Source organism: Salirhabdus sp. Marseille-P4669, from assembly GCF_900240405.1.
In the GTDB taxonomy this organism is placed as follows: Bacteria; Bacillota; Bacilli; order Bacillales; family Alkalibacillaceae; genus OEQK01.
In genome coordinates this window covers 60929-85239 of the sequence record NZ_OEQK01000004.1, presented here as the reverse complement: position 1 = coordinate 85239, position 24311 = coordinate 60929, and the positions used below count along the sequence as shown (strand labels likewise).

Annotated in this window: 26 protein-coding genes; 8 read left to right on the top strand and 18 right to left on the bottom strand. The window is 36.0% G+C overall.

Annotated features, from left to right (window positions below; genetic code table 11):
- Positions 1–38: 38 nt before the first annotated feature.
- From C1A05_RS09365 to C1A05_RS09355, 3 genes are read right to left on the bottom strand one after another with little or no spacing between them, the layout of a single operon-like run.
- On the bottom strand, positions 39–1049 hold the full coding sequence (locus C1A05_RS09365) for an ABC transporter permease (RefSeq protein ID WP_373419470.1): 1011 nt from the start codon (positions 1047–1049) through the stop codon (positions 39–41).
- Entirely contained in the window at positions 1027–1980 is a 954-nt protein-coding gene (locus C1A05_RS09360; RefSeq protein ID WP_102027961.1) for an ABC transporter ATP-binding protein, read from the bottom strand. Before C1A05_RS09360 ends, C1A05_RS09365 begins: the two co-directional genes overlap by 23 nt.
- Positions 1981–1982: 2 nt before the next feature.
- Complete coding sequence (locus C1A05_RS09355) at positions 1983–3137, bottom strand: COG1470 family protein (RefSeq protein WP_102027960.1); 1155 nt, start codon at positions 3135–3137, stop codon at positions 1983–1985.
- A 133-nt stretch (positions 3138–3270) separates the two neighbouring features.
- Between C1A05_RS09355 and C1A05_RS09350 the strand changes: the two genes are divergently transcribed.
- The 4 genes from C1A05_RS09350 (at position 3271) to C1A05_RS09335 (ending at position 6031) form a co-directional block, all read left to right on the top strand.
- Positions 3271–3858: an RNA polymerase sigma factor gene (locus C1A05_RS09350; protein ID WP_102027959.1), complete on the top strand. Its 588-nt coding sequence runs from the start codon at positions 3271–3273 to the stop codon at positions 3856–3858.
- Positions 3848–4558 (top strand): hypothetical protein, encoded by a 711-nt coding sequence (locus C1A05_RS09345; protein WP_102027958.1) that lies wholly within the window; start codon positions 3848–3850, stop codon positions 4556–4558. Before C1A05_RS09350 ends, C1A05_RS09345 begins: the two co-directional genes overlap by 11 nt.
- 148 nt (positions 4559–4706) lie before the next feature.
- Positions 4707–5255, top strand: a complete 549-nt coding sequence (locus tag C1A05_RS09340; RefSeq protein ID WP_102027957.1) for an HTH-type transcriptional regulator Hpr — start codon at positions 4707–4709, stop codon at positions 5253–5255.
- Positions 5256–5488: 233 nt separating this feature from the next.
- Positions 5489–6031 carry a DUF3267 domain-containing protein gene (locus C1A05_RS09335; protein ID WP_102027956.1) on the top strand — a complete coding sequence of 181 codons (543 nt, stop codon included), beginning with the start codon at positions 5489–5491 and terminating at the stop codon, positions 6029–6031.
- Between the two features lie 423 nt (positions 6032–6454).
- On the opposite strand, the gene C1A05_RS09325 is transcribed toward C1A05_RS09335, so the two are convergent.
- Complete coding sequence (locus C1A05_RS09325) at positions 6455–6544, bottom strand: YjcZ family sporulation protein (protein WP_102027954.1); 90 nt, start codon at positions 6542–6544, stop codon at positions 6455–6457.
- Positions 6545–6719: 175 nt separating this feature from the next.
- Here C1A05_RS09325 and C1A05_RS09320 point away from each other — a divergent pair, with 175 nt between their 5' ends.
- Entirely contained in the window at positions 6720–7622 is a 903-nt protein-coding gene (locus C1A05_RS09320; protein WP_102027953.1) for a peptidylprolyl isomerase, read from the top strand.
- Between the two features lie 35 nt (positions 7623–7657).
- On the opposite strand, the gene C1A05_RS09315 is transcribed toward C1A05_RS09320, so the two are convergent.
- From C1A05_RS09315 to C1A05_RS09280, 8 genes are all read right to left on the bottom strand, one after another.
- The gene (locus C1A05_RS09315; RefSeq protein ID WP_102027952.1) at positions 7658–7864 is read right to left on the bottom strand and encodes a sporulation YhaL family protein; all 207 of its coding nucleotides are present in this window, start codon (positions 7862–7864) and stop codon (positions 7658–7660) included.
- Between the two features lie 70 nt (positions 7865–7934).
- Positions 7935–8882, bottom strand: coding sequence for a 3'-5' exoribonuclease YhaM (gene yhaM, locus C1A05_RS09310; protein ID WP_102027951.1), 948 nt, complete (start codon positions 8880–8882; stop codon positions 7935–7937).
- Between the two features lie 49 nt (positions 8883–8931).
- The gene (locus C1A05_RS09305; RefSeq protein WP_102027950.1) at positions 8932–9495 is read right to left on the bottom strand and encodes a GbsR/MarR family transcriptional regulator; all 564 of its coding nucleotides are present in this window, start codon (positions 9493–9495) and stop codon (positions 8932–8934) included.
- A gap of 74 nt (positions 9496–9569) precedes the next feature.
- Positions 9570–12524 (bottom strand): ATP-binding protein, encoded by a 2955-nt coding sequence (locus tag C1A05_RS09300; protein ID WP_159462046.1) that lies wholly within the window; start codon positions 12522–12524, stop codon positions 9570–9572.
- A gap of 16 nt (positions 12525–12540) precedes the next feature.
- Positions 12541–13767 carry a metallophosphoesterase family protein gene (locus C1A05_RS09295; protein ID WP_102027948.1) on the bottom strand — a complete coding sequence of 409 codons (1227 nt, stop codon included), beginning with the start codon at positions 13765–13767 and terminating at the stop codon, positions 12541–12543.
- A gap of 116 nt (positions 13768–13883) precedes the next feature.
- On the bottom strand, positions 13884–14156 hold the full coding sequence (locus tag C1A05_RS09290) for a hypothetical protein (protein WP_102027947.1): 273 nt from the start codon (positions 14154–14156) through the stop codon (positions 13884–13886).
- A gap of 175 nt (positions 14157–14331) precedes the next feature.
- Positions 14332–15588, bottom strand: coding sequence for an ABC transporter permease (locus C1A05_RS09285; protein ID WP_102027946.1), 1257 nt, complete (start codon positions 15586–15588; stop codon positions 14332–14334).
- Positions 15581–16483, bottom strand: coding sequence for an ABC transporter ATP-binding protein (locus C1A05_RS09280; RefSeq protein ID WP_102027945.1), 903 nt, complete (start codon positions 16481–16483; stop codon positions 15581–15583). The genes C1A05_RS09285 and C1A05_RS09280 overlap by 8 nt, the downstream gene beginning before the upstream one ends.
- Positions 16484–16663: 180 nt before the next feature.
- Here C1A05_RS09280 and C1A05_RS09275 point away from each other — a divergent pair, with 180 nt between their 5' ends.
- Positions 16664–16849, top strand: a complete 186-nt coding sequence (locus tag C1A05_RS09275) for a YhzD family protein (protein WP_102027944.1) — start codon at positions 16664–16666, stop codon at positions 16847–16849.
- A 114-nt stretch (positions 16850–16963) separates the two neighbouring features.
- Here the strand turns inward: C1A05_RS09275 and C1A05_RS09270 are convergent, their stop codons facing one another.
- Positions 16964–17314, bottom strand: coding sequence for a YlbF family regulator (locus C1A05_RS09270; protein WP_102027943.1), 351 nt, complete (start codon positions 17312–17314; stop codon positions 16964–16966).
- 63 nt (positions 17315–17377) lie between these two features.
- Positions 17378–18514, bottom strand: a complete 1137-nt coding sequence (locus tag C1A05_RS09265) for a DUF445 domain-containing protein (RefSeq protein WP_102027942.1) — start codon at positions 18512–18514, stop codon at positions 17378–17380.
- Between the two features lie 232 nt (positions 18515–18746).
- On the opposite strand from C1A05_RS09265, the gene C1A05_RS09260 reads away from it, so the two are divergent.
- Entirely contained in the window at positions 18747–18962 is a 216-nt protein-coding gene (locus C1A05_RS09260) for a hypothetical protein (RefSeq protein WP_102027941.1), read from the top strand.
- A 38-nt stretch (positions 18963–19000) separates the two neighbouring features.
- Here C1A05_RS09260 and C1A05_RS09255 read toward each other — a convergent pair whose 3' ends face one another.
- The 3 genes from C1A05_RS09255 to fumC form a co-directional block, all read right to left on the bottom strand.
- A complete protein-coding gene (locus tag C1A05_RS09255) occupies positions 19001–19252 on the bottom strand; it encodes a hypothetical protein (RefSeq protein ID WP_102027940.1) in 252 nt (83 codons plus the stop codon).
- A gap of 88 nt (positions 19253–19340) precedes the next feature.
- Positions 19341–19553: an alpha/beta-type small acid-soluble spore protein gene (locus tag C1A05_RS09250; RefSeq protein WP_102027939.1), complete on the bottom strand. Its 213-nt coding sequence runs from the start codon at positions 19551–19553 to the stop codon at positions 19341–19343.
- 309 nt (positions 19554–19862) lie between these two features.
- Entirely contained in the window at positions 19863–21254 is a 1392-nt protein-coding gene (fumC, locus tag C1A05_RS09245; RefSeq protein WP_102027938.1) for a class II fumarate hydratase, read from the bottom strand.
- 276 nt (positions 21255–21530) lie between these two features.
- On the opposite strand from fumC, the gene C1A05_RS09240 reads away from it, so the two are divergent.
- On the top strand, positions 21531–22451 hold the full coding sequence (locus tag C1A05_RS09240; RefSeq protein ID WP_102027937.1) for a zinc dependent phospholipase C family protein: 921 nt from the start codon (positions 21531–21533) through the stop codon (positions 22449–22451).
- Positions 22452–22893: 442 nt separating this feature from the next.
- On the opposite strand, the gene C1A05_RS09235 is transcribed toward C1A05_RS09240, so the two are convergent.
- Positions 22894–24174 carry an MFS transporter gene (locus C1A05_RS09235; protein ID WP_373419468.1) on the bottom strand — a complete coding sequence of 427 codons (1281 nt, stop codon included), beginning with the start codon at positions 24172–24174 and terminating at the stop codon, positions 22894–22896.
- Between the last annotated feature and the right edge of the window lie 137 nt (positions 24175–24311).

The following is a 24311-nucleotide window of genomic DNA, read 5'->3' as shown; positions in this document are numbered from 1 at the left end:
AATTCCCAGCCTGGAGCTTCGCCTATTTTGTAAGCCTATTAGGAACGAATTTCTTGGAAAATAAATATAAAATAGGCAATCGCAAAGCAAATAATACCTGCTGAAATAATGCCGATTACTTGCGGCCAAATAATCGTTAAACTATCAAAAAGTCCTAATGGCGATGGAATAGAACCAACGATTTGTTCCATCGAAACTGGTCCTAATGTTCGATAGCTTGGTGTTAACAATATGGTTGTTATTTCGGAAAATAGGAAGTTCGGTGATAATCGCATCAAATTCGTATAAAGCTCATAATTCTGCTGCTGCTGTTCAGCACTAATAGACTGGAATAATTGGTCAGGCAAAGATGCATTCACAATTAAATTCACAATAATGGAATAAAAAATACTAAAAAACAACCATATTGCAATACCAGCTAATGCACTTGTTGCGGCTTGCTTAAATCGGATGGAAAACAATATAGACAAGCCTAGCCAGAAGCCAATGTAGGAGATAATCATCACTAAATACGTAATAATCCGGATAAACTCCTCAAAGCTAGGCGGAATTCCCATGGATAATATTCCAGCACCAATAATGAGCAAGCCAATGGAAAAGATAAATGCAGCGATTACAGCTAAGGAGCCTAAAAATTTCGATAGAATAATATAATCTCTAGGCACAGGTTGAGATAATACTCTTAATAGGGTGTGTGCATTACGCTCTTTATTAATGGCATCAAAGCCTAAACTAATCCCTAAAAGCGGTCCTAAAAAACTGATAAATGTAATAAAAGAAGGTAATGAGCCGCTACTGTCCGTAATCGTAAGCATTTGTAAATATAGATTCATATCCTTTGCATCTTCAATTCCTGCAGCTACATCCCGAATAGAGGATAATGCCGAATAGATTGCTGCTATGCAGGTTAGAAAAATAATAGCAAGCAATATATTAAATCGGAAGCTTCGAATATGATCGGTAATCTCTTTTCGGGTCAAGGTCCATAAAGAGCTATTAACAAAAGTTTCTATTCTTTTCGCAACGTTATGCAGTTCCAATTGACTCACCACCTTGGAAATAGCGCTCATAAATATCATCGAGTCCATAGGTTAATTGCTCTAATGCAAGTAATTTATATCCACTTGACGTAATGAAATCGGCTAAACTACCATCATCTTCCTTCGTTAACGTTAAGATAAAGGAATCCGAGTCTCGCTCCATCATCTCCATATTAGAATACTCTTCCATTTTTCGAGGAAACTCCGCTAGAGAACCATCTACAACTACTTTGTATTTCACATGATTTTCTTCCTGTAGGGCTCGTTGTAACGTTGGAATATCTCCTTCCTGCAACAGATTACCTCGAACAAAGATTCCAACTCGATCACAAATTTTTTGAACTTGGTGTAATTGATGAGATGATAACAAAATGGTGATTCCGTGCTCTTTACTTAAGGTTTGAATCATATCTAAAAACTCATTTATCCCTTTTGGATCAATCCCAAGAGTAGGTTCATCCATGATAACTACTTCCGGTTCTTTCATTAATGTATCTGCCAATCCTAGTCGTTGTCTCATCCCTCTGGAATACTTTCCGGCTTTTTTATGCATTGCCTCTTCAAGACCAACCTGCTTTATAAGATGGAGGGCTCGTTCTTTCGCATTGGATGTACTTAGCCCATTTAGCTTACCTACATATACTAAATTTTCAAGGCCAGACATGTTCTCATAGAAACCAACATCATCCGGCAGAAATCCAACTTTTTTCTTTACTAAAATTTGGTTCTTCATTGGTTCCAACCCACAAACGGTAATCTTTCCCTCCGTTGGCTTCGTTAATCCAAGAATCATATAAATCGTAGTTGACTTTCCAGCTCCATTCGGTCCTAATAAGCCAAAAATTTCTCCCTTAGAAATTGTTAAATCAAGTTTGTTTACTGCTCTCGTTTCCTTATAATCCTTTGATACACCTTTTAGTTCAATTATGTTTTCCTTCACTTTTATCTCCTCCCAAACTTCTTAACAAGGAAGAAGATTCCAACAAGAACGACTACAATAAGCCCAACACCTATCCATCCCCAAACAAAAGAAGTTTTCACACTAACTCTAAATTGCGCGGTTGATGAAGCTTCAGGTGATTCAGCAGTCATTTCTACTACATAATCCCCTGCAATAGCATTGTCACTTGCAGAAACCGTTGCCTTCACGGTTTCGGTTTTCCCAGCTTCTATTGTTGGGATCTCTTTTGGTTCAAATTGCACATCCCAGTCTGTTGGTGTATTTGCCTTTAACGAAATATCACTTAATGGACTTGTACCCGTATTTTTTATCTGTAATGTTAATGTTTTTTCATCTCCTGCACTAATATCCGTACTTAGTCTTCCATCAGCTGTCGTAAGTTCCATATCGTAAGAACCCGTAATAGCAGCCTCTAAAGTGAGGTCTGATTGTGTTCCACCGGATGATGCTACAATGGGAATTTCATAGGTTCCTTTTTCGACTGTTTCGGCAGGAGTTACCTGAACAGAAATGGATTCTGTTTCGTTCGAAGGTACCGTTACACTTGTGACATCCTTGCCTCCGACTGAAAACTTAACTTGCCAACCTTGTGGTGTTTTTGCTTGTAATGCGTAATGTTGCTCTTGAGCCGTTCGGTTCGTTAGCTCTACGTCATACGTAAAGGTGGAACCGGAATCCCCTTGCATATTCACTTGCTCAGAAGAGAGCTCTGTTTTAAAAACACCTGTTTCTTCTACCTTAACGGATATCGGTAAAGTGGTTTCTGTACCATTTTGGTCTGTACCAACTATTGTAAAATCGTATGTCCCTTTTTCTACCTGTAACGGCACACTTACATCTAACGTAAATTCCTCACTTTCTGAAGGCTTCACGGAAAGACTACTTAAAGCGAAACCATCTGCTGTTAACGTAGTATTCCACCCTTTTGGTACTCCTTCCACTTGAACATCTAATGTTTTTACCTCTGAAGCACTATTTAGTACTTCTATTGTGTATGAGGAGTTTTCTCCTGGGGTCAAAGAAATTCCGGTTAATGGAGTGAATAAGGTAATTCCATCTGCAGCATTGGATTTAATCGGTATTACAAAACTGAACATCATTACAAAAATTGAGAAAATAGCGAATCCTTTTTTCATCGTTGATTCCTCCTTTTTACTTTTATTACGAACAAAGAAAAAAATTGGATTTAATCATTTTTAGGAGTTGACAAAAAAGTGAAAATTGTAATTAAAATAGAAGTAAGGGGAGAGTCAAAAGGAGCGAGTGGTAATGTCAGGTGATAAACGGACAGATGAGTACCTTATTAAAGGAATTCAGGAAGGTTCGATACAAGACTTTCAAACACTTTACGAAAAATACTTTCCGTACATTTATAAAATTGTTTTTTCTCTATTAAAAAACGAGGCGGACACGTTAGATGTATGTCAGGATCTGTTCCTCGAGTATTACCAAAAAGCCCATACGTATCGAAAGGATAAGGGTACTGTGAAGGCATGGCTCGCCGTACGTGCAAAAAGTAGAACCATTGACTTCATACGCAAAAAGAGTCGTGTAGTTTTGAAGGATCAGGTGACGTATAACGATCATACAAAGTCAACAGAAAATACAGTTGAAGATACGGTTATCACCAACTTAGAACGAGAAAGACTTTTACAATTGCTAGAGGGCTTACCTCCTCTGCAACGGGAGGCACTGTATTTAAATTATGGTATGTCTATGTCCCATAGGGAAACAGCAAAGTTATTAAATAAACCACTTGGGACTATTAAATCGTCCATACGCTATGGACTAAATCATTTGCGTAAAAACTATATCACTTCCAAAGGGTTAACTAGAGGTGATCAACATGACGCATAAACACATTTCCGAGGAAAAAGTGTTTGACTTCATCCATAAGGACGTATCGAATCATGATGTAATGGAAATAGAACAACATATTAACCGTTGTTCACAATGTCGACAGCTTTATGAGTTTTGGATGTCCACACTCGGGGAAGATGTACGAATACCAGAAGAGGCAAAAGAAAAGACTTGGCAAACCGTTATCTCTAATTTACAACATAAACCTGTTCGTAAAAGCTTTACCTTCTCGATACGAAAAGGACTTATCGTTGCTTTTGCTTGTACTTTGTTTTTCATTACGGGAATCTATATTGGAGAAAGCAAAACCAATGATAATGCTTTACCAGAGAAATCAACAGATCCTGTATTTGTAATGGATGATACAACGTTGGTATACGATTTGGTTCACACAAATAGCGGATTGAACAAAGGGTATGCATGGTATAATCCCCACCAAAAAGAAGTTGTGCTTTACATTAATGATATTTATAACGATTATTCCTATATAGCAGAGCTGGAAACGAAAAATAACATTATCAACAAACATCCTATTCACTTATCCAATGGAAGTGCTCAGGTGTATTTCAAGGATGAGCATTTAGAAGATTTATATCAAATTGTACTAACGAATCAAATGGATAGGAATGATCAAAACCGCTATAAGTTTGAACTTATTCCAAACATAAATGTGCTTTGGAATGATGGTCATTCCTAAAACCTTTACACTTTGTAAAGGTTTTTTTACTTTTAAGAAATACTTTTAAATAAAAAATTTTATTTTCAATAAATTAACAATACTCTTTATTATTTAATAAATAACTGTCATAATAGTAAGAAAAGGCTACTTTTTTGGGGGGATTTGTATGGAAAAGGAAAAATATTCGATTCAAGAGGCAATACTATATGGCCATAAAATGGCTCAATTAAGTAAAGCTTTATGGAAGGCAATCGAAAAGGATTGGCAGGAATGGATAAAACCTTACCATTTAAACATTAACGAGCATCATATATTGTTAATTGCTTATCATCTTAAAGGATCTAGCATTTCTGAAATTGCCAAATTTGGTGTTATGCATGTATCCACAGCCTTTAATTTTTCAAAAAATTTAGAAGAAAGAGGATTGCTTACATTTTCGAAAAAGGAAAATGATAAACGCAATACATATGTAGAATTAACCAAAAAAGGGGATAAACTTCTTCTTGAACTAATGGAACGCTATGACATAGAGAGAAATAGTGTAATCCAAGGAACCTTACCTTTAGCTGAAATTTATGGGAAATTTCCGGATTTATTAAATTTAACAGCGATTATAAAAGGAATATACGGTCAAGATTATATCGAAATATTAAATCGAACGGTGCAAAATATTGAGGATGGATTTATAGACGAAGAAGAAACGAACCTTGAATAAAATGGTACAAACTTAATATATATGATAAAAATAACATCGTAATTTTTCTGTTACGATGTTATTTAATCGCCTCCATGTTAACGTTTAAAAAAATAATTATAGGCTATAGATATTATTTTTTAAAAAAGTTATTGCCAAAATGGAAAAAACAAAGTATAGTCTCTCTTGGGATTTTTAAATTTAGTATATGCAATCATCTATGAAATACAAAATATCTATAGGGGGATCCTGGAATGCATAGTTGTTGGAAAACAGTTAACATTGCCATGGAGTTAGGTTTAGGACGCGTATATTTATTATCCAGTTTGTTAGGGATACTATCATTCATTTTTTTATTTATACCTTACTCTCTTATACATCAAAACATTCAAATTGTGGAACATGGCTTTTTAACCGTTATGATTATTTTAATTACGTTACCAACATTTCATAACTTATCTCATGTTATCCCTTTAATTTTATTAAATAAAAAGATTAAAGGAAAATTTCGTTTTGAGTTGGGATTTTGGCCAATCTTCTCCTTTCGTCCAATGATGATGCTGCCGAAAGGAATCTGTATTATGTCATGGCTCTCGCCCACACTTTTTTTAACCGTTCCGGGATTAATTGGCGCTGTTATGCTACCTAGCTTATATCCTTATTTCCTGTTATTTACGGCAATTAATATTGGAATAAGCTACAAGGATTTTGTTTATGTACATCACTTTATTAAAGCTCCACATAAAAGTATTATCGAAAATCGTAAAGACGGATTTGATATATTAGTAAAAAAGTAAAGCGAAGGTACTAGTTTTATATTTTTACTATTCAATTATGATATTTTTTGTTAAAGTGGTCGTAAAGGGATTTTTAAAGGGGGATCAGAGACATGGTAGTGTTTTATGTGCCATTTGCAGTTTTTATTCTCTATTTGTTTAATTCACTTATCCATGCATTTTGCCTTAAAGGGGAACTTTCAAATGAACGTTCACATAAGGTATTTCGCACGGTGAATGTCTCGATCACCATATTACTCATTTCATCTTATATTGAAGTAATGTTTACTTAATAAATTATAAATGAGTTTATACATTAAAATAGCATGCTTAAGTGTAAAGCCCAGTAGTAATATTCTACTGGGCTTTTGTAACTCTTTACAGAATGAACCGAAATACTCAAATAAAAAAGGAAGCGTCTTAGCGCTTCCTTTTTTTATCTCATTAATACCAAGCTGCACCTACAATAATCAAAAGAATGAACAGCACTACGATTAAGGCGAATCCTCCGCCATATCCACCACCGTGGCTCATTCATAACACCTCCTTATCAGTTTCAATATATACTATGTAGGATGGCTACAGACTGAGTAGGCGAATTCATTATCTTTAAAAAATTCATTTTAATTTTATCCACTACATTGTCCTAAAGTATGATATATTGGTGAAAGACTAAAAATTATTTATGTAAAAGATTAGGAGTGTCCAAATGAAGAAGTTTATCTTAACAATTGCACTGGCATTAAGTGTATTTACGATTACAGCATGTACGAACGACGATGATAAAAAAGAAACGGCAAAAGAAGATGAATCTATAGTTGCGGAATTTGAAAATGGTACGATTACAGAAAAAGAATTTTATGAGGAAATGAAACTTCAAGTCGGCGAAGCTATTCTACATAACTTAATTTTAGAAAAGGTATTATCGGAAAAATATGAACTGACCGATGAAGAATTAGAAGAAATTGACAATCAAATTAAAGCAGAGAAAGAGCAGTATGCGGAAGCATTCGATATGGTTATTGCTCAAAGTGGATTAAAGGATGAGGAAGACTACAGAGAAACACTAAAAGTAAGTAAATTATATGAAAAAGCTCAAAATCAAGCGTTAGAAGGTATGGAGGTATCTGAGGAAGATATTCAAGCAGAATTTGAAAATCGCAAACAACAAATTCGTGTAAGTCACATTCTTGTAGATAGTGAAGAACTTGCTAATGATTTATACAATCAAATACAGGAAGGTGCAGATTTTGCTGAACTAGCTATGGAACACTCTACAGATCCTGGATCAGCTGCTGCTGGAGGAGACTTAGGTTTTATTGGACCTGATGTAACTTTTGTAGAATCCTTTAAAGAAGCTGCCTTCAATCTTGAAGAAGGTGAATTGAGTAAACCTGTGGAAAGTACACATGGATGGCACATTATTAAAGTAACAGAATCCAATAGTGATTTAGTATTAGACGATGTAAAAGAAGAAATTACAACTAGCTTAAGAGAGCAGCAATTTGATCAAGCCTCCTTTATCAATGACTTAATGAAGGAAGTGAATGTAGAAGTAAAAATTGAAGAATTTAAAGATATGTATACGGAAGCAGAAGCAGCTAAAGAATAAGAAAAAGGGATGGCCTAGTAGCCATCCCTTTTCTCTTACCCAAACGATTTCAATTCCGGTTCTTCTTCCACATCCTGTTTCATTTCTCTCGCTTTTTCAATCCGTTCCATATAGACTTGTCCTTCTTTTTCAATATATTCTTGCTCTAGCTTTGCTTCTGCTCGCATGGCACGGAAGGACATATATCCACTAAATATAATAAAACCAATCAATACAAGAACCCACAATGGTGTTTCAACCATATTCCTACCCCCTGTCTACCTTTTTGTACAAGCATATGCAGGATATGGGTAGGTTAGAACTAGATCTACTCTATTGACCTTCAAATGTTGGCTTATAAAAGCTACGATTGTCCATGGCAAAAAGACGTTCCGTAAACTCTCCTGGCTTAGTTTTTTGTAAAGCACGATTAAGCATATTCATTTTTGCATCAATTAAATCAATCATATGAAGGAGTTCTGCTTCTCGCACAAGTGGGACTTTAGGACTTCCCCATTCACCCTTCCCATGGTGACTCAAAATCATATGCTTTAAAATCGTGATTTCTTCTCCTTCAAGTGCCAATTCATCCGCTGCTTTTCCTAATTCTTCTGCCATAATCGGTATATGTCCCAACAGTTTTCCTTCAATCGTATAACTTGGTGCCACTGGTCCAGACAATTCTTGTAGCTTACCTAAATCATGTAATATGATTCCAGCATACAGTAAATCTAAGTTTATATCTGTATAGAGGTTTTTTAATCCCTTTGCAATTTGTAGCATGGAATAAATATGATGGGCAAGGCCAGATACATATTCGTGGTGATTTTTTACCGCGGCTGGGAACAAAAAGAGTTGTTCTTCATATTTCTTGATAAAGTGGCGAACAATACGTTGAAGTGTTGGATTTTTCATTTCAAAAATAATATCTGTAATATTTTGTTGAAGTACTTCTGTTGGAATTGGAGCTTTTTCCAAAAAGTCTTGTAAACGTACTCCATCAGAAGGTTGTGCAGGACGAATACGGATAATTTTTAATTGTTGTTTACCTCTAAATTGATTTATTTCTCCTTGTACTTTTACAATCTTTTCTGCTTGATAGGTTTGCTCGTCTTCCTCTGAAGCATCCCAAAGCTTCGCTTCTATTTCACCAGAGGCATCCTGCATAATTAATGTTAAAAACGGTTTTCCATTACTTGCAGTCCCCTTTGTTGCCGATTTAATTAATAGAAAGTTTTCAAAGGTTTGTCCTACTTCTGCATAGCCTATTTCCTTTAACACAATATCCCCTCCCCTTTTTTCTTAAAGAAAAGAGCGTGTCTTACACGCTCTATTTATCATCAGATGTAGGTTCTTTTGGAATTAATTTAAATATTTCACCAGATTCAACGACTCTTATAAACTTCATTAACCAGCTGTAATAATTCTTTGCATAGTTTAATTTATCGATATCTAATGTAATTTTTTCTTTTAGTGTCGGATCATCTGTTTGTTCCTGCAATTTTCTTAATTCATAAATGGCCTCGTCTGCTTCCTCTATATTTGTTTCTGTGTTATGGCGCCACCTACTACCAAATAGTGATGTAAAGGATTTATACCAATCTTCCTCGGATTGATACAAATCTTTTCGAACACCTTTTTTATATGAGGGCTCTACCATCTTCATTTCAGCTAATGTTCTTACACCAGTCGACATACTCGTTTTGCTCATTTCCAAAGCATCTCGCATATCATCTAACGTCATCGGTTGATCAGCAAAATATAATGCTCCATAAAGACGACCAACAGATGTCGTAATACCATATAAACTCATGTTTTTCGCAATTACTTGAATAAATTTTTCGATTGTATCCTCGTATCGAGACCAATCACCGTGTACTTCCTGATTTGCCACCACAAACCCTCCATGATATTAAGCAACGTAATTTTCTGACTGTATTTTACCATGATTAGACGATTTGTGCGAACTCAACGTGTAAAAACTGTCGTATTTTCTTCTAGCATTACAGCTTTTATTTCCTCATTCTCATGAAAATAGGTGTCGTTGCACGTAAAATACATGATTTGTTGCTGTTTGCTTATCTCCTCTAGTATCGTAAACATTTCCTTCCTTCTCACTCCATCAAAGTGTACAAATGCATCATCGATTAAAAAAGGTACCCCATAGGAGTGGTTCATCACTTCACTTAATGCAAGACGTAGGGCAACATAGGTTTGTGCCGTTGTACCTGTAGATAATTGGGTAACATCAAATAGAATCCGATCTACCGTTTCTACACGAATGGTTTCATCATCTATAGGTAATAGAACCTTTATATATCTCCCTTTCGTTAAACGCTCTAAATAATGAGAGGCCCTTTCCACAATTTCTGGTAAGTATTCCTTCTGATAGACCTCTTTCGTTTTATGCAAAAAGGAATGGGCAGCTTTATACGTCATCCATTGCTTTACTTGCTCTCTCAATTCATTTTTCAATAAAGAAAGCTGATGGCGAAGCTCGGATAGTTGTTCGTTTTCTTCGAGCTGTTTTAATTGTGCCTTACAATCCGCAAGCTGTTGCATTTGCTTGTTTCTTTTCTCTTCCAGCAGTTCTATTCGCTCAGCAAGTCTTGCTTTCTCTGAAAATACTTCGTCCCAATTCCAAGCACTCTCAACAATTGGCTTCACATCTTCGGTACATACAAACTGTATGTGCTGCAACCATTCTTGTTGTTTGATTAAGAGATTGCTTCTTTCTAAGAACAGTTTTCCCTTTTTCATAAATGCTTCTTCATCGCTTACGTTTGCTAGGTTCAATAATTCTTGTTTCTCTTGTTTGTAAGGCGCCAATTTACTGTCTAATTTCTGTAGCGTCTCTTGTAAATTCCTTTTCTCTTCCTGCAGCTGTTCCAACACATTTCTATTTTTTATTTCAGCAGCTTTTTGACTTAAAAGAGCGTTCCATAACTCGTCTTGATTTTCTACTTCTATATGACAAACCTGTAATAATTGGGTTCCAATTTGGCGATAGTGCTCCACTTTTCCTTTTAATCGTTCTAGGTCTTCCTCTTTTTCAAAAAGCTCTTGTTCTTTCTTTTGTAAAAGAATTATTTTGTGGAAAAAGGCTGGCCAGTATTCTACGGAGATTACCTTTAGGAAAGGATACGTTTCCTGTTCGTTCTCCATTTCCTCCTGTAACCGTTTTTGGCTTGCTGTTACCTGGTCCTGTTTCTCTTTACAATGGAGAAGAATACGTTGCGTTTCCTCTAATTTCTCAGTCCAGTTTTTCACATTATTCTTGGCATCTTCATGTTTCATCTGCTTATTTTGTAATGCTTCATATTCTTGTTTAGAGATAGTATCCGCTGTATTTATAGGCTCTGAAATTACCGGGACATGTAAACCTTTTGTATTTTTTAATAGTACAGAGCGCAACAGAAAACTTAGGATGAAAACAATGCCACCAATAAAGTATCCGATATTTTGATGAGTAAAAAACCCATACATCAATCCCAGTAAGAGAGATATCACTCCAAACAGGAATGATCCTTGAGCTAGTTTGGTCACTTTCCGTACTATTTTTTGCTGGTCCTTCTTTTGCTGCAATTGCTGTTCTTGAATAAAATGCTCTTTCCACTTCGATTGTTGATGATGATCCATTTGCTCCTTTAGTTGTCTTAGTTCCTCTTCACCTAACAGATTAGATTCTTCCTGATGAACCTTTTCAGTCATCAATTCTTGATCTTGTTCTAAGGATTTAACTTCCGATTGAAGTCTTTGGCTTTCATCATTTAGTTGCTCTTTTGCTTTTGCGAGCGTCTTCCACTTTTCCTCGGTGAAAATCGATAAGGAATAATCCTTTAAGTTAAGGGAATTTTCTACCCCTAATTGCTGACGCTCTTCAGATAAGAATAGTCGGGTAGATTCTATCTCTTTTGTTTTTTCTTTTATTTGTTTTTCGATAACATAAAAGTCCTGCGCAAGCACCTCGACACCCTTTAGCTGTTCGTATCGTTCATCTGGAAGTAATGCCTTCTCTTTGTTATGTAGGCTGCTAATCACTTTTTCTAACTTATTGTTTGTTGCATGACGCTCACTTTCGATTGGTAGAATCCATTCTTTTAATTGTTGCAGCCGTTCGATCCCCATCTCCGGAAAAGTAGTAACCTTTTCCATTTCTTTCAGTTTCTCGTTATTGTATTGATAATTTTGAATTGCTTCTTTAGCTTGTAAATACTTTTCTGTTGTCCGCTTCTTCACTTTACTTTCGTCTATTTCACTCTTCGTTTCAGCTAATTTATGGTTCAAGGTGTTTCGTTGTTCCACTAGCTTATTATAATTTTCCTGCTGTTCTTCAAGCTGCTTTACTTGCTTTTGTAGGTCATTTATTTTTCCTATTTGCTCATTTATAATTGGTTTCTTCCCTTTTTTCTTAAACCACTCGTCCATTTTTCTTACTAAACTTTTATCTAGCTTTGTAATATGGTCGGAGCCGGACAAACCAATACCAAATAAAACTTTACCAATCTCTTCTCCCTTTAAAGAAGATAACCTTTGCAATTCTTGATCATCGAAGGCAAAAATATTCTCAAACGTATGTCGATCCATCCCATTTAAAATTAGCTTTAAACGTTCCTCACCATACTCCACTCCTTCTACGAAACATATGGCCTTTCCTTTATTTCGATCTGTGGAGCGTTCTACTATAATAAATTCATTCTGTTCATTTCGTAAAAAAACTTTGCCTCCAAATCGACTTCCATCTTTCGGCTCGTATTGTTTTTTCGTTTGTAATGGCAAGTCAAATAAGACATACAAGATAAATTGCTTTATCGATGTTTTCCCAGATTCATTATGTCCTTTTATAATCGTAAGGCTTGAGTTCATATCAAATGTGACATTACTCCATTTTCCGAAACCATAAATATGGATTTGTTCAATCACAATTCTTTCTCTCACCTCACTCTTTCATTAATTCTTCCATTAATAGATTGGTTGCATTTTCTCGTATTTCTTCTAACTCTTCTAAACGAAATGGTTCGAGCATTTTGCGAACGGTTCTATGTTCGGTAACTTCTACAAATAATGGCGTTAAATCCTCCATACCATCAATCGTCCGAAGTAACTCTCCGGTGAAATGTTTTCCTTTTCGCACTTCCTCTTTATTCCATATTGTCTTCACATGAACCTTTAGTTGCTCCAACCAAACCCAGGTCAATTCCTCTTCTTCCATTTCATTTAAGACTTCTTGGATTTCCCTAGCTGTCTCAATTGAAAAGGTTGGAAGCTTACTCTCATCCATATTGACGTGTACACGAACAACTGCTAAACCGAATTTGTTTCGCCAATCTTCTTTTTCCAATCTTAGAAGTTCCTCTAGTTCATCGATTGTTCCACATGTTGTAGCGTCTATCTCGACCACCTCAAACCGAATTTGCTGTGTCGGTAAAAAGGTGAGCTCATTTCCGTCCTCTTGAAGTTCTACTAAATAACAACCTTTACTTCCAGTTTCCTTGATATGTCGCCCTTGTATGTTACCAGGGTAAACCGCCACTGGCTGACTCATGAGCTCTTCCCGCTTATGAATATGCCCTAATGCCCAATAGTCTATTTTACTATCTTGTAAATCCGTAAGTCGAAAAGGCGCATACACATCATGCTCTTGATTTGTCGCTAAGCTTCCATGTAGCATGCCAATAGTATAGATTTGATCTTGCTTAACTTCATACTCCATTACTTTATTTGCCGTCACAGCACGTTGGCCATAGCTAAAGCCATAAATGTCTGCAACATGTTTTCCATCTTTGTAGAATGGATAGGCTTTTACCTTTTCGGCATCAAAAACAAATACATTTTTGGGATATTCGATTTCGAAAAAATCTCCACCTACATGATCATGATTACCATAGCTTATATAGACTGCAATACCGTTTTCCTTAAGCTTGTCCAATCCTTGCTTCAGCTTCAATTGTGCTTTTAAACTTCTGGCATCCTCATCAAACAAATCACCAACGAATACGACAAAATCAACCTTTTGATTGATCGCATGTTCAATCACATTCTGAAAGGCTGAAAAGGTACTGTTCACAATTTGGTTAAAGATGTGTTTTGGAATATTGGTAAGCCCTTTAAATGGACTGTCCAAGTGTAGATCGGCCGCATGGATAAACCGTATACTCTCTTTCATTCGAAACCGCTCCTTTTACGAAAAACCTTTTAAAAATATTGTACCAGAACCCCAAAACGAATGCACGTTCGCATAGAAAAAACCGCTACAAAAGAGCGGTTTTTTACATCTATAAACTAAAATTGATTTATTCCTAAAACGATAGACCATAGTAAAAAGGTGCATATCGATAAAATAATCGACATGATAGCTGGAACCAAAGCTATCTTTTTTGTTAAAGCAATTATGGAAATAACGACACCATAAATAGGAGTAATAATCCAAAAGTACTCTTGTAAAAATAGGTTCTCATCACGGATAAATCCGAATATATAGGCGAAAAACACGACAAACCACAATATGTGTAAGACATTTGATAGAACGACTGCTTTATTTAAAAATGAATGCACAACTGCTCCTCCTGTTCCAAGTCTCTTGTTCTATTTTAACAGAAAATCAAGGTTACGTTCGCACAGAAGTGAATTTGTATGGAGTGTTAAAAAGTGCTATACAGGAAGGAATGATATAAACCCACATGAGATCAAGGTTAAAACCTAAAAAACATGCGGGTTTACAAACAAGTTCTTATTCCTTTTTCGTTAATTGAAGTGCTTTTTTAATATCCTTCCAGGAAGAAGAGCGTCCGTACATTAATACGCCACCTCTATATACGCGAGCTGCCAATTGCGCCATTATTAAAATAGTGATTACTAATAAGCCAATAGAGAGGGCAACTTCCCAAATTGGGACATCAATCATACCTACCCTCATAAACATAATGATAGGTGTGAAAAATGGGATATAGGATGTAATGGTAACAACACTAGAAGTCGGATCATTTAACCCATACATTGCAATTAAAAACGCAATTACAACCATAAAGATCATTGGAGTTACAGCTTGCTGAACCTCTTCTGTTCGGCTTACAAGTGAACCGAGCATTGCTGCTAACATTGCGTATAGCAAGTAGCCTAAAATAAAGAATAGTAAACCGTAAAACAATGTCGAAATGGAAATATTACTTAATCCAAAGTACTCAAACATGCCACCTACCATCGAATCCTGATTCGCTGTTATAGACACGTAGGAAACACCTATTATGACTGCAAACTGTGTTAATCCTAATAATGCAATACCTGTTATCTTACCAAACATTTGCACTATAGGTGAGACACTAGATACGATTATTTCCATCACCCTCGATGACTTTTCATTTGCAACCTCTGTCGCAATCATGTTCCCATACATCATCACTGCAAAATAGATTAAAAATAGCATAAAGTATACAAGGCCACGAGCAGAGCTTAATTCCTCTTCTGTTTTTGCACTTTCCTCTAATGCTACTTTTTCTATAGGAACTGGGGCATAAAATTGTTGAATGGTTTCTTGGTCTAGATTTGCCTCTGCTGCAATTAATCCCGTTTTTATTTGACCTAAGCTCTGTTGTAATGTATCTACAAATCCACTATTGGAGATTTCCATCGCATAATACGTAGCAGCAAGGTTATTGTTCTCGTTTAATTGAACATGGACGAAATAATCAAATTCTTCCTCTTTTACTGCGGCTTGTGCTTCCTCACTTGTTCCATTAAATTGTACGATATCTGCATCTTCATTCACTGCGTTTAAGCTTTGCTGTAGTTGATTAAAGATCGGTTCAGAATCTGAAATCACCGCTACTCGGTCTCCTGAATCTTCCCCATCCCCAAACATGTTCATAATGTTTTGGAAGTTCGTTAATCCCACAACAATTAAAAGGGTAATAATAGTTGAAATAATAAAGGATTTACTACGAATATGTGTGCCATATGTATGACGTAGAATAATGCCAAATTTATTCATTATAGGAAGCACCTACTTTCTCGATAAAGATGTCATTCAAAGAAGGCTCTTCCAAATCAAACTTTCGAACAAACCCTTTTTGATGTAGGGCATCAAATATTTTCTGTGCAACATGTTCGCTTTCAATTTGAACATCACAGCCTTCTGAAACTTTCTTGAATCGTGTTACCCCTGATATATCTTGAATAAAGGATAGGTCAAAATCGGAACGAATCACGACATTTTTCTTCCCAAAGTCTCGTTTGATTTGACGTAAGCTCCCATGTACAACCGGACTACCATGGTGCATAATACACAAATGTTCACATAGCTCTTCTACATGCTCCATTCGATGGGAAGAGAATACAATCGATGTTCCTTGGTCCTTTAAATCGACTACTGCCTCTTTTAGCATTTCAACGTTTACAGGATCTAGCCCGGAAAAAGGCTCATCTAAAATGAGTAGCTTTGGATTATGTAAAACAGCAGATATAAATTGGATTTTTTGTTGATTCCCTTTTGATAATTCCTCAACCTTTTTCCCCTTATACTCAGGTACTTTAAACCGATCCAGCCAATAATCAAGTTGTTGAAGCGCATCACTTTTGTTCATACCTCGTAAACGAGCTAAATAAACAAGCTGATCAACAATTTTTAATTTTGGATACAGTCCACGTTCCTCCGGTAAATAGCCAATTAAATGGCTCTTATGATAATTGATGGATTCCCCATTCCAATCGATAGAGCCATCGGTTTGTTGGAGCAAGCCTAAAATCATTCGAAATGTAGTTGTTTTTCCAGCACCATTCGCCCCGAGAAAACCAAAAATCTCACTTTCCGGAATCTCAAGGGATAGCTGACGAACTGCAGTATGGCTGCCAAATTTCTTTGTAACATTGTTTAGTGTAAGTGACATTTCTCTGCAATCTCCCCTCTTTATGTATAAGTGTGTCGTAATATATACGAAATAGTATGGAAATGGTTTCAATTATATAGTAGTAAAATAAATCATAAAAATAAATAAAATAAAGAAGGAATATTTTAATATGATTCGAATGTTTAATAATGACAACATTTAAGGAGGTAATAGCAAACGATGAAGACCTATACAATGACTGTATTTGAAAAAGACGGTACCAATCTTGTGGATGAAACCTTCGAAGCCAAAGATGATAAAGAAGCAAAAGAGATTGGCACAAAGCTTCTTTCTGAAAAAGGGTATTCAGAATATACACATCGTTGCGTAGCACCAGAGGGACATTTAGTATTGTTCCATCGTTAGATTTCTAAGACATGCTTTGATAAAAAGTAGGGAGTAGGTATTGTTTTTTAAAGCATGTATCCAATCTTAATACTAAAACAAAAGCCCCTAAAATTGGGGCTTTCTAAATGACCATTATTCATTCTCTTCGCTATATAACTCTTCAAGTGGTTTCGTAATAATTTTACTAATGTCCGTAATCACATTGTTCAAATGCTGTTCTTGTTCCATTAGCTTCGTAATACCTTCGTGCTGTTGAACAAGTTCTACAGTTTTACGTGCTTGATCTACTTCTTCTTCGGTAATATCTTCACCTTGCATTTGTTTCGTTTGAAGAGTAATTTGGATTTCACGGAAATTGTCAAACATTTTCTTTGCAACTTCATCCTGCATTACAGCATCATAAGCTTCCTTTAATCCTTTAAATTCATCGCTCTCACGTAAACCTTTTTCTAGGTCATATGCTAAATCATATAAATTTGCCACAAAAAAACCTCCTACATATATTCTTGTTAACCTTAACAGAGATGAGAAAAAATGTATAGGGAATTATGTCAAGAGCTGAACGATGAGACCTTGCACGAAACCTATTACTCCTCCTAGTAAAGCACCTAAATAGGTAATCATTTTCAACTCGCGTTTCGTAATACCTAAAACCATCTGTTCCAAACGACCCACATCGAATTGCTCTACTTCTTCCTTCACAATCTCTTGTAATTTCATTCTTTCCATTAATGGTCCTATTTTTTCAACGACATATTGCTGAACCCATTTCATTAGCTCTGGCAAAATCCTTGTAGTAATAGTAGACTCCATCCTTGTATATAAATCACTTAGCTTAATTTGTAGGAGTTCCTCTATGGAAATAAAAGAAACCACCATATCGGATAGTTGCTCAGGTATGTTATGACGATAGATAAATTCATGGAATTCCTCTATTTCTTTCTCTAACACATTTTGGAACTGTTGCTCTAATAAACGATGAATCATTATTTTTGCATCATCGGAATGTAAAAATTGACTTATTGCTGGTTGGATTTTGTCCGCTAATCCATCTCCACCTAAAAACGATGAAATCATGCTTCCGAAAAATCCCCGACTACCTAAATAATTATCTGCTACGAGACCTATTTTTTCTTTTCCTTCTTCCGATTGAAGGTAGGAGTCTAAATGTTGAAGTATATAACTGCTAACATACGGAATATATTCTTTTGTCTTTCCAATAAGTTCCTGTGGCAAAATTTCTTTGATTTTTTGATGTCCGTTCTCATTCAACCAAGCCTCTAGCTTTGATTGGATTACCTGCTTAGTTGAAGCTTCTAATGTCGTAACCGTTATCGGAATATGAAATTTTTGAATGCACTCCTCTATGGAAATGTCCTTCTTAAGTAGGCTCTTTATTTCTGCATCTATCCATAGTAGGGCTTGTTGAAAAAATCGATCATTATTAATTTTTCGTTTTATTCCCTCTGGCGTTAACAAATGCTGAATCACCATATCCCCCATTTGTTTTGCGAGCTCCTTCTGTCTTTTCGGAATAAGACCAGGAGTAAACGGAATTTTAAATCGACCAATGTATTTGGCATGATAGGGACGAAACAACATTTTGATTGCGATAGAATTGGTTATTCCCCCAATAGCTGCTCCAACAATTATCATAAATACTAGTATGAGTATGGTTTCCATTGTAATACCTCATTTCCATAAGTTTGCCTAACGAACAGTATAATATAAATTGCTAATAAGGAAAACTTATGCCTGATGGAGATGGAGAGATGTGCTTCTTTCATACAAGCAAGGTGTTAGCCTCCAAAATTAAATTTTATCTTTAAGAAAAAGTTCCCAACCTCTTTGATGGATAAAGCTTTGCAATTCCGTAAAACATACGTATTATTACTAAATTAATGGAGGGATATGTATGGCTGACCCATATAAAGAAAAAAACAAAGACAAGGACAGTCGTATCCAATATGATAACGATGTAGATCGAATGATAAATGAAGGGATGGCAGGGGGAAATGTAGGACAGGAATATCATAAAGCGCAAATTGAAGAAGCTCGAATACTTCCAAAAAACGATGACCCATTTCCTACTACTACCCAAGCCAGATTAGAAGAAGACAAAAAAGAATAGTACGAAATAAGGCATTCGCTCATGCGAATGCCTTATTTTTACCGTCTCTGTTCTTGAATGGAGATTCTTGCCTCACTATCACAGGCAAGACAGTGATAAACATGCAAACAAATATGATTTTCCTTTGATTCCAAAACACCGTCCACTAGCTTCGCATCTTCATCTTCCCAATAAGGACTATAATCATCGAAATAATCGACTACTCGACCACGGTCATACATCTGATGACTACAAACTTGACAGGTTTGTTCTCTCGTTTCTAAGCCATTACATACAGGGCATACATACATTGTGTTAGCCCCCTTTTATAATCTATGTAGAGAGGAGGGAGCTAAGGAGCCCCTCCTCTATATCCATCATTATTCGTTTGTTTAATTATTATTGACCTGCTGTACCACCCATTTGTTGTTGAGCGAAAGAAACTAGACGTTTCGTAATTTCACCACCAACAGATCCGTTAGCACGAGAAGTTGTGTCAGGACCAAGGTTTACGCCAAACTCAGAAGCAATCTCCGTTTTCATTTGTTGGATTGCTGCCTCAGCTCCAGGCACTAGCAATTGGTTACTGTTGTTGCTGTTGTTGTTTGCCATGTTTATCACCTCCTCCTGTGTTAATTATTGTGAGCAGGAAGTGTAAAACATATGAGCAAAATTTATTGGTAATTTTTTATTATGGTGAAATTCAAAACCATTTCTGTAAATAAATATCAAAGAAGGATATGTATTTACATTTTATAGTATATGTATTACCACAAATTAGGAGTTTATTCCCTTTTCTATGATAAAGACTTAAAGGAGATTAATGCTTATCATCCAAAATCACGTAGCTGAAACCTCCCTTAGTGATTCGTTAAATCATAAAAATAAAACCCTGGATTATTATCCAGGGTTGTAAAATGTTTATTTTGCATTTGGCTTTGTCATTGCTTTCGGATCGATGAGCTCATCAAACTGCTCAGCAGTTAAGATGCCTAATTCTACTGCAGACTCTTTTAGCGTACTATTCTTTGCAAAAGCATTTTTCGCAATTTTAGCGGCATTTTCGTAACCGATATGAGGGTTTAATGCCGTTACAAGCATTAAGGAATCATTTACGTATTCCTCAATTTTATCTTCATTTGGTTCAATTCCAACAGCACAGCGATCATTAAAGGAAACAATGCTGTCTGCAAGTAATTGACTTGATTGCAAAAAGTTATAAGCAATAACTGGTTTGAATACATTTAATTCAAAATTACCTTGACTTGCTGCAAATCCTATTGCTGCATCGTTCCCCATTACTTGAGCAGCCACCATTGTTACAGCTTCACTTTGAGTTGGATTTACTTTTCCTGGCATGATCGAACTTCCTGGCTCATTTGCCGGGATTGTTAATTCACCAATTCCACAACGAGGACCACTTGCTAACCAGCGAACGTCATTTGCTATCTTCATTATATCTGCAGCTAATGCTTTTAACGCACCATGTGCATAAACAAGCTCGTCATGACTTGTTAAGGCATGGAATTTGTTCGGAGCCGTCACAAATTCTTTATTCGTTAACTTGCTAATTACTTCTGCAACTTTTTCAGCAAAATCAGGATGTGCATTTAAGCCTGTTCCCACAGCAGTTCCTCCAAGTGCTAGTTCCCGAATATACGATAGACTTCCTTCTATCATCGCTTCGTCCTTTTCAAGCATACGATGCCAACCACTAATTTCCTGTCCTAGTGTTAGAGGTGTTGCATCTTGGAGGTGAGTCCGGCCAATTTTTACAATATCAGCATATTTTTGTACTTGATCTGCAAATGTTGCTTTTAACTTGCGAACAGCCGGTAAAACAACATCTTCAAGCTTTAATACAGCAGCAATATGCATTGCCGTTGGATATGTATCGTTGGAGCTTTGAGATTTATTAACATCATCATTTGGGTGTAGGCGGACGTCACTACCTTTTTCTTCTAGGTATTGGTTACCTACGAAAGCCATTACTTCATTCACATTCATATTGGACTGCGTACCACTACCTGTTTGCCAAACCACTAATGGAAAATGTTCTTCTAGTTCTCCAGCGACGATTTGATCGGCTGCATATGCAATAGCTTCTGCTTTTTCACTTTCTAATAAGCCTAACTCCTGATTTGCGAGAGCTGCGCTTTTCTTTAAAATAGCAAAGGCATGTACAATTTCACGAGGCATTCTTTCATTACCAATTGGGAAGTTTTCCTTACTTCTTTGTGTTTGTGCTCCCCAATATTTATCCACAGGGACTTTCACTTCACCTAATGTGTCTTTTTCAATACGATAATCCATCGAGAATCCTCCTCTTGTTCTATATAGATGTATAAGATAGAAAACCTTTTCAAAAAAAATAATTTTGCCATCAGATTCATTATTATGAATCCGATTAATACATTTCATTTACACTCTTACAATACCAAATGTTGTGAAAATTGCCTACTATTTAAGTACAATTTTTTCATTTATCTTGACTTAACAGCAATCCTATAATTCCTTTATAATGGAATATATATTGTATTATTGCTAATTTTAAGACTTTAAAAAACGGGATACCTGAGGAGGTTCAAAATGCCTAATATATGGACACATATATTATTCTGTGAGGAAGTATTAGAAGGTTTGGAGAATTCAGCGCAATTTACGAATGAATGGAAAAACTATTTAAATTTAGGTGCACAAGGCCCGGATCCATTTTTTTATCATAATTTCTTACCCTGGAAAAAAGATACCCGTGTAAATCTAGTGGGTGAATATTTACATAAAGAGCAATGCGGGCCTTTTTTAATGGACCTAATTAAGGACGGAATGAAGCTTTCTACAAATAGCAAAGCTTACATCTTAGGCTTTGTTACCCATCATATATTGGATCGAAATACACATCCATACATCCATTATCACGCTGGTTATGAAAATAATAATCATCAAAGATTAGAAGTTATCATTGATACCATTATGATGAAGGAAACCCGTAATGTGAATACATGGAAAGTTCCAGTATACAAAGAAATTAACATTGGTCCAAGGCTTGATGAAGAGATTAATTCCTTATTAGAAAAATCAATTGAAAAATATTATGGAAATAAATTAACAAATCTTCCTGAACAGTACATCCAAGCTTCTTACTCCCAAATGAAAAGCGCATTAAGAATTTTATTTGATCCATATAAGTGGAAAAACACTCTATTTGCCACACTCGTATCAGCCTTTTCTCATCAACCATTAAAAGATGAGAAGGATTACTTAAATGAGGAAAAAAGAACGTGGCGTCACCCAGCAACGAATGAACCCCAAAACGACACATTTCTTTCCCTATATGAACAGGCTAAAAAAGAAGGCATTGAGGTAATCCAGGCTGTATTGTCGTATTGGAAAAATCCGAATGAAGCGAATGAAAAACATTTGAAAACATTAATTGATAACATTTCCTATGATACTGGCAAACCCGTATCCGAAAACCTTGAAGTCCGCTATGCCGAACCTATTGTTTAGGTTTATGTATGATGTATTGTACGGTTTGCTATTTTTTTTAACTTTTTGGTTACTAAGCGATTGCTTGGTGACCTTTTTTATATTTTTGGCCGGGGTTCGGGCTCATTGACTATTGCTATGTAACCAGTATTTTTTCACTCAGTAGTTTTGGGTTACATAGACCAGTTCTAGATGACCAGTTTTTGCTCTTTCTCCAAGTTTTGGGTTCATAGAAACTTCTATGGGACCGATCTTTGCTCTTTCTTCGGGATTTCGGGTTCATAGAAACTTCTATATACTCGATCTTTGCTCATTCTTCGGTTTACAGGTCACTAGACAACCTCAATCAATGTCAACGCTCAAACCTCAGCTTAGTTTAATAAACAAAAAAATAACCAGACAAGAACACTACCCTCTTGCCTAGTTACTTCCCTTTACTATTAAATTTCACAATGAAGCCTCGCTAAGCTTTGATTGCTAAATCTGCTGCTTGCGCTTCTCTTTCTCCTTTTTCTATATCTACAAATTTCAATAAGAAAATACCAACTAAGAAGAATACCACTAATGCCAAAATTCCAAGGCGACTCGATCCGGTGAGTAAGCCTACAGTTGAGAATACAAATGGTCCGACAATGGCGGCGAACTTAGAGGAAATACCATAAAAGCCAAAGAACTCTGCTTTTTTATTTTCCGGAACTAAGCGTCCGTAAATTGAGCGACTTAATGCTTGAGCTCCACCTTGTACGAAGCCTACACATATAGCTAATAAATAAAAATGAAGGGCAGAGGTCATGAAATACCCTAAGACAACAATTCCTACATAAATCCAGAGAGTAATTAATAATGCGGGCTTTACTTTTATTTTTCCAGCTAGCCACCCAAAGAAAAAGGTAAATGGAATACCAACAAATTGCGTTATGAGCAAAGCTGCTATTAAGTCGTTTGTTCCGATTCCTATTTCCGATCCGTATGCTGTGGCCATTTTAATAATGGTAGAAATGCCATCATTGTACATCCAAAATGCAAATAAAAAAATTAATAATTGCTTATATTGACGAATCGTTTTAAAGGTTTCTCCTACACGTTTAAAGCCAATTGAAACATAAGACCCTTTCTGCTCTTGAACCGCTACTTTCTTTTCTTTTAAATTTTTAAATAGAGGGATAGAGAACACAAACCACCAGACACCAACAGAGGCAATGGATACCTTTGTTGCTTCCACAGTACTAGGAAATCCGAAAAAATGGGGTTTCATAATCATAAGTAAGTTAATTGCTAATAAAATTCCCCCACCAATATAACCAAAAGCAAAACCTGCAGATGACACCTTATCAATATCTTTACCTTTTGCGACCTCAGGTAAGAACGCATCATAAAAGACATTTCCGCCAGAATATCCGATTGTTCCAATAATCATTAAGATAGAAGCTAGTACATACCAACCTTCTCCGACAAAAGCAAACAACATACTTGCGATCATCCCCATATAAGCAAAAAAACGTAGAAACTGCTTTTTATTTGAGGAATAATCACTTATTGCCCCTAAAATGGGTGCCAATAATGCCACAAATAAAACGCCAATTGACTGAGTGTAGCCCCAATAGCTTGTTGCAACATGTCCAGGCAATTCGGCTGCATAGTATTGCGAATAAAAAACAGGTAGAACAGCTGCCATGATGGTAGTTGCAAAAGCAGAATTTGCCCAGTCATACATTAACCAGCTTCTCGTTATTTTCTTATCCAAATAGACCCCTCATTTCCTAGCTAACGCTTTTTTCTTAAGCATAACAGAAATATGTAAAAATTATTAGATGTTTACGAAAAATTAATGGTTTTCTGACAATTTCACTTAATATAAAGAGATGTTCTGCGTTTTAATGC

What these genes read in the sequence shown, in the direction of transcription:
- C1A05_RS09350 (WP_102027959.1), top strand. Translation starts at nt 3,271, where the DNA reads ATGTCAGGTGATAAACGGACAGATGAGTACCTTATTAAAGGAATTCAG.
- C1A05_RS09250 (WP_102027939.1), bottom strand. Translation starts at nt 19,553, where the DNA reads ATGGCAAACAACAACAGCAACAACAGTAACCAATTGCTAGTGCCTGGA.
- C1A05_RS09355 (WP_102027960.1), bottom strand. Translation starts at nt 3,137, where the DNA reads ATGAAAAAAGGATTCGCTATTTTCTCAATTTTTGTAATGATGTTCAGT.
- C1A05_RS09255 (WP_102027940.1), bottom strand. Translation starts at nt 19,252, where the DNA reads ATGTATGTATGCCCTGTATGTAATGGCTTAGAAACGAGAGAACAAACC.
- C1A05_RS09320 (WP_102027953.1), top strand. Translation starts at nt 6,720, where the DNA reads ATGAAGAAGTTTATCTTAACAATTGCACTGGCATTAAGTGTATTTACG.
- C1A05_RS09280 (WP_102027945.1), bottom strand. Translation starts at nt 16,483, where the DNA reads ATGTCACTTACACTAAACAATGTTACAAAGAAATTTGGCAGCCATACT.
- C1A05_RS09315 (WP_102027952.1), bottom strand. Translation starts at nt 7,864, where the DNA reads ATGGTTGAAACACCATTGTGGGTTCTTGTATTGATTGGTTTTATTATA.
- C1A05_RS09260 (WP_102027941.1), top strand. Translation starts at nt 18,747, where the DNA reads ATGGCTGACCCATATAAAGAAAAAAACAAAGACAAGGACAGTCGTATC.
- C1A05_RS09265 (WP_102027942.1), bottom strand. Translation starts at nt 18,514, where the DNA reads ATGGAAACCATACTCATACTAGTATTTATGATAATTGTTGGAGCAGCT.
- C1A05_RS09275 (WP_102027944.1), top strand. Translation starts at nt 16,664, where the DNA reads ATGAAGACCTATACAATGACTGTATTTGAAAAAGACGGTACCAATCTT.
- C1A05_RS09345 (WP_102027958.1), top strand. Translation starts at nt 3,848, where the DNA reads ATGACGCATAAACACATTTCCGAGGAAAAAGTGTTTGACTTCATCCAT.
- fumC (WP_102027938.1), bottom strand. Translation starts at nt 21,254, where the DNA reads ATGGATTATCGTATTGAAAAAGACACATTAGGTGAAGTGAAAGTCCCT.
- C1A05_RS09340 (WP_102027957.1), top strand. Translation starts at nt 4,707, where the DNA reads ATGGAAAAGGAAAAATATTCGATTCAAGAGGCAATACTATATGGCCAT.
- C1A05_RS09285 (WP_102027946.1), bottom strand. Translation starts at nt 15,588, where the DNA reads ATGAATAAATTTGGCATTATTCTACGTCATACATATGGCACACATATT.
- C1A05_RS09295 (WP_102027948.1), bottom strand. Translation starts at nt 13,767, where the DNA reads ATGAAAGAGAGTATACGGTTTATCCATGCGGCCGATCTACACTTGGAC.
- C1A05_RS09335 (WP_102027956.1), top strand. Translation starts at nt 5,489, where the DNA reads ATGCATAGTTGTTGGAAAACAGTTAACATTGCCATGGAGTTAGGTTTA.
- C1A05_RS09325 (WP_102027954.1), bottom strand. Translation starts at nt 6,544, where the DNA reads ATGAGCCACGGTGGTGGATATGGCGGAGGATTCGCCTTAATCGTAGTG.
- C1A05_RS09240 (WP_102027937.1), top strand. Translation starts at nt 21,531, where the DNA reads ATGCCTAATATATGGACACATATATTATTCTGTGAGGAAGTATTAGAA.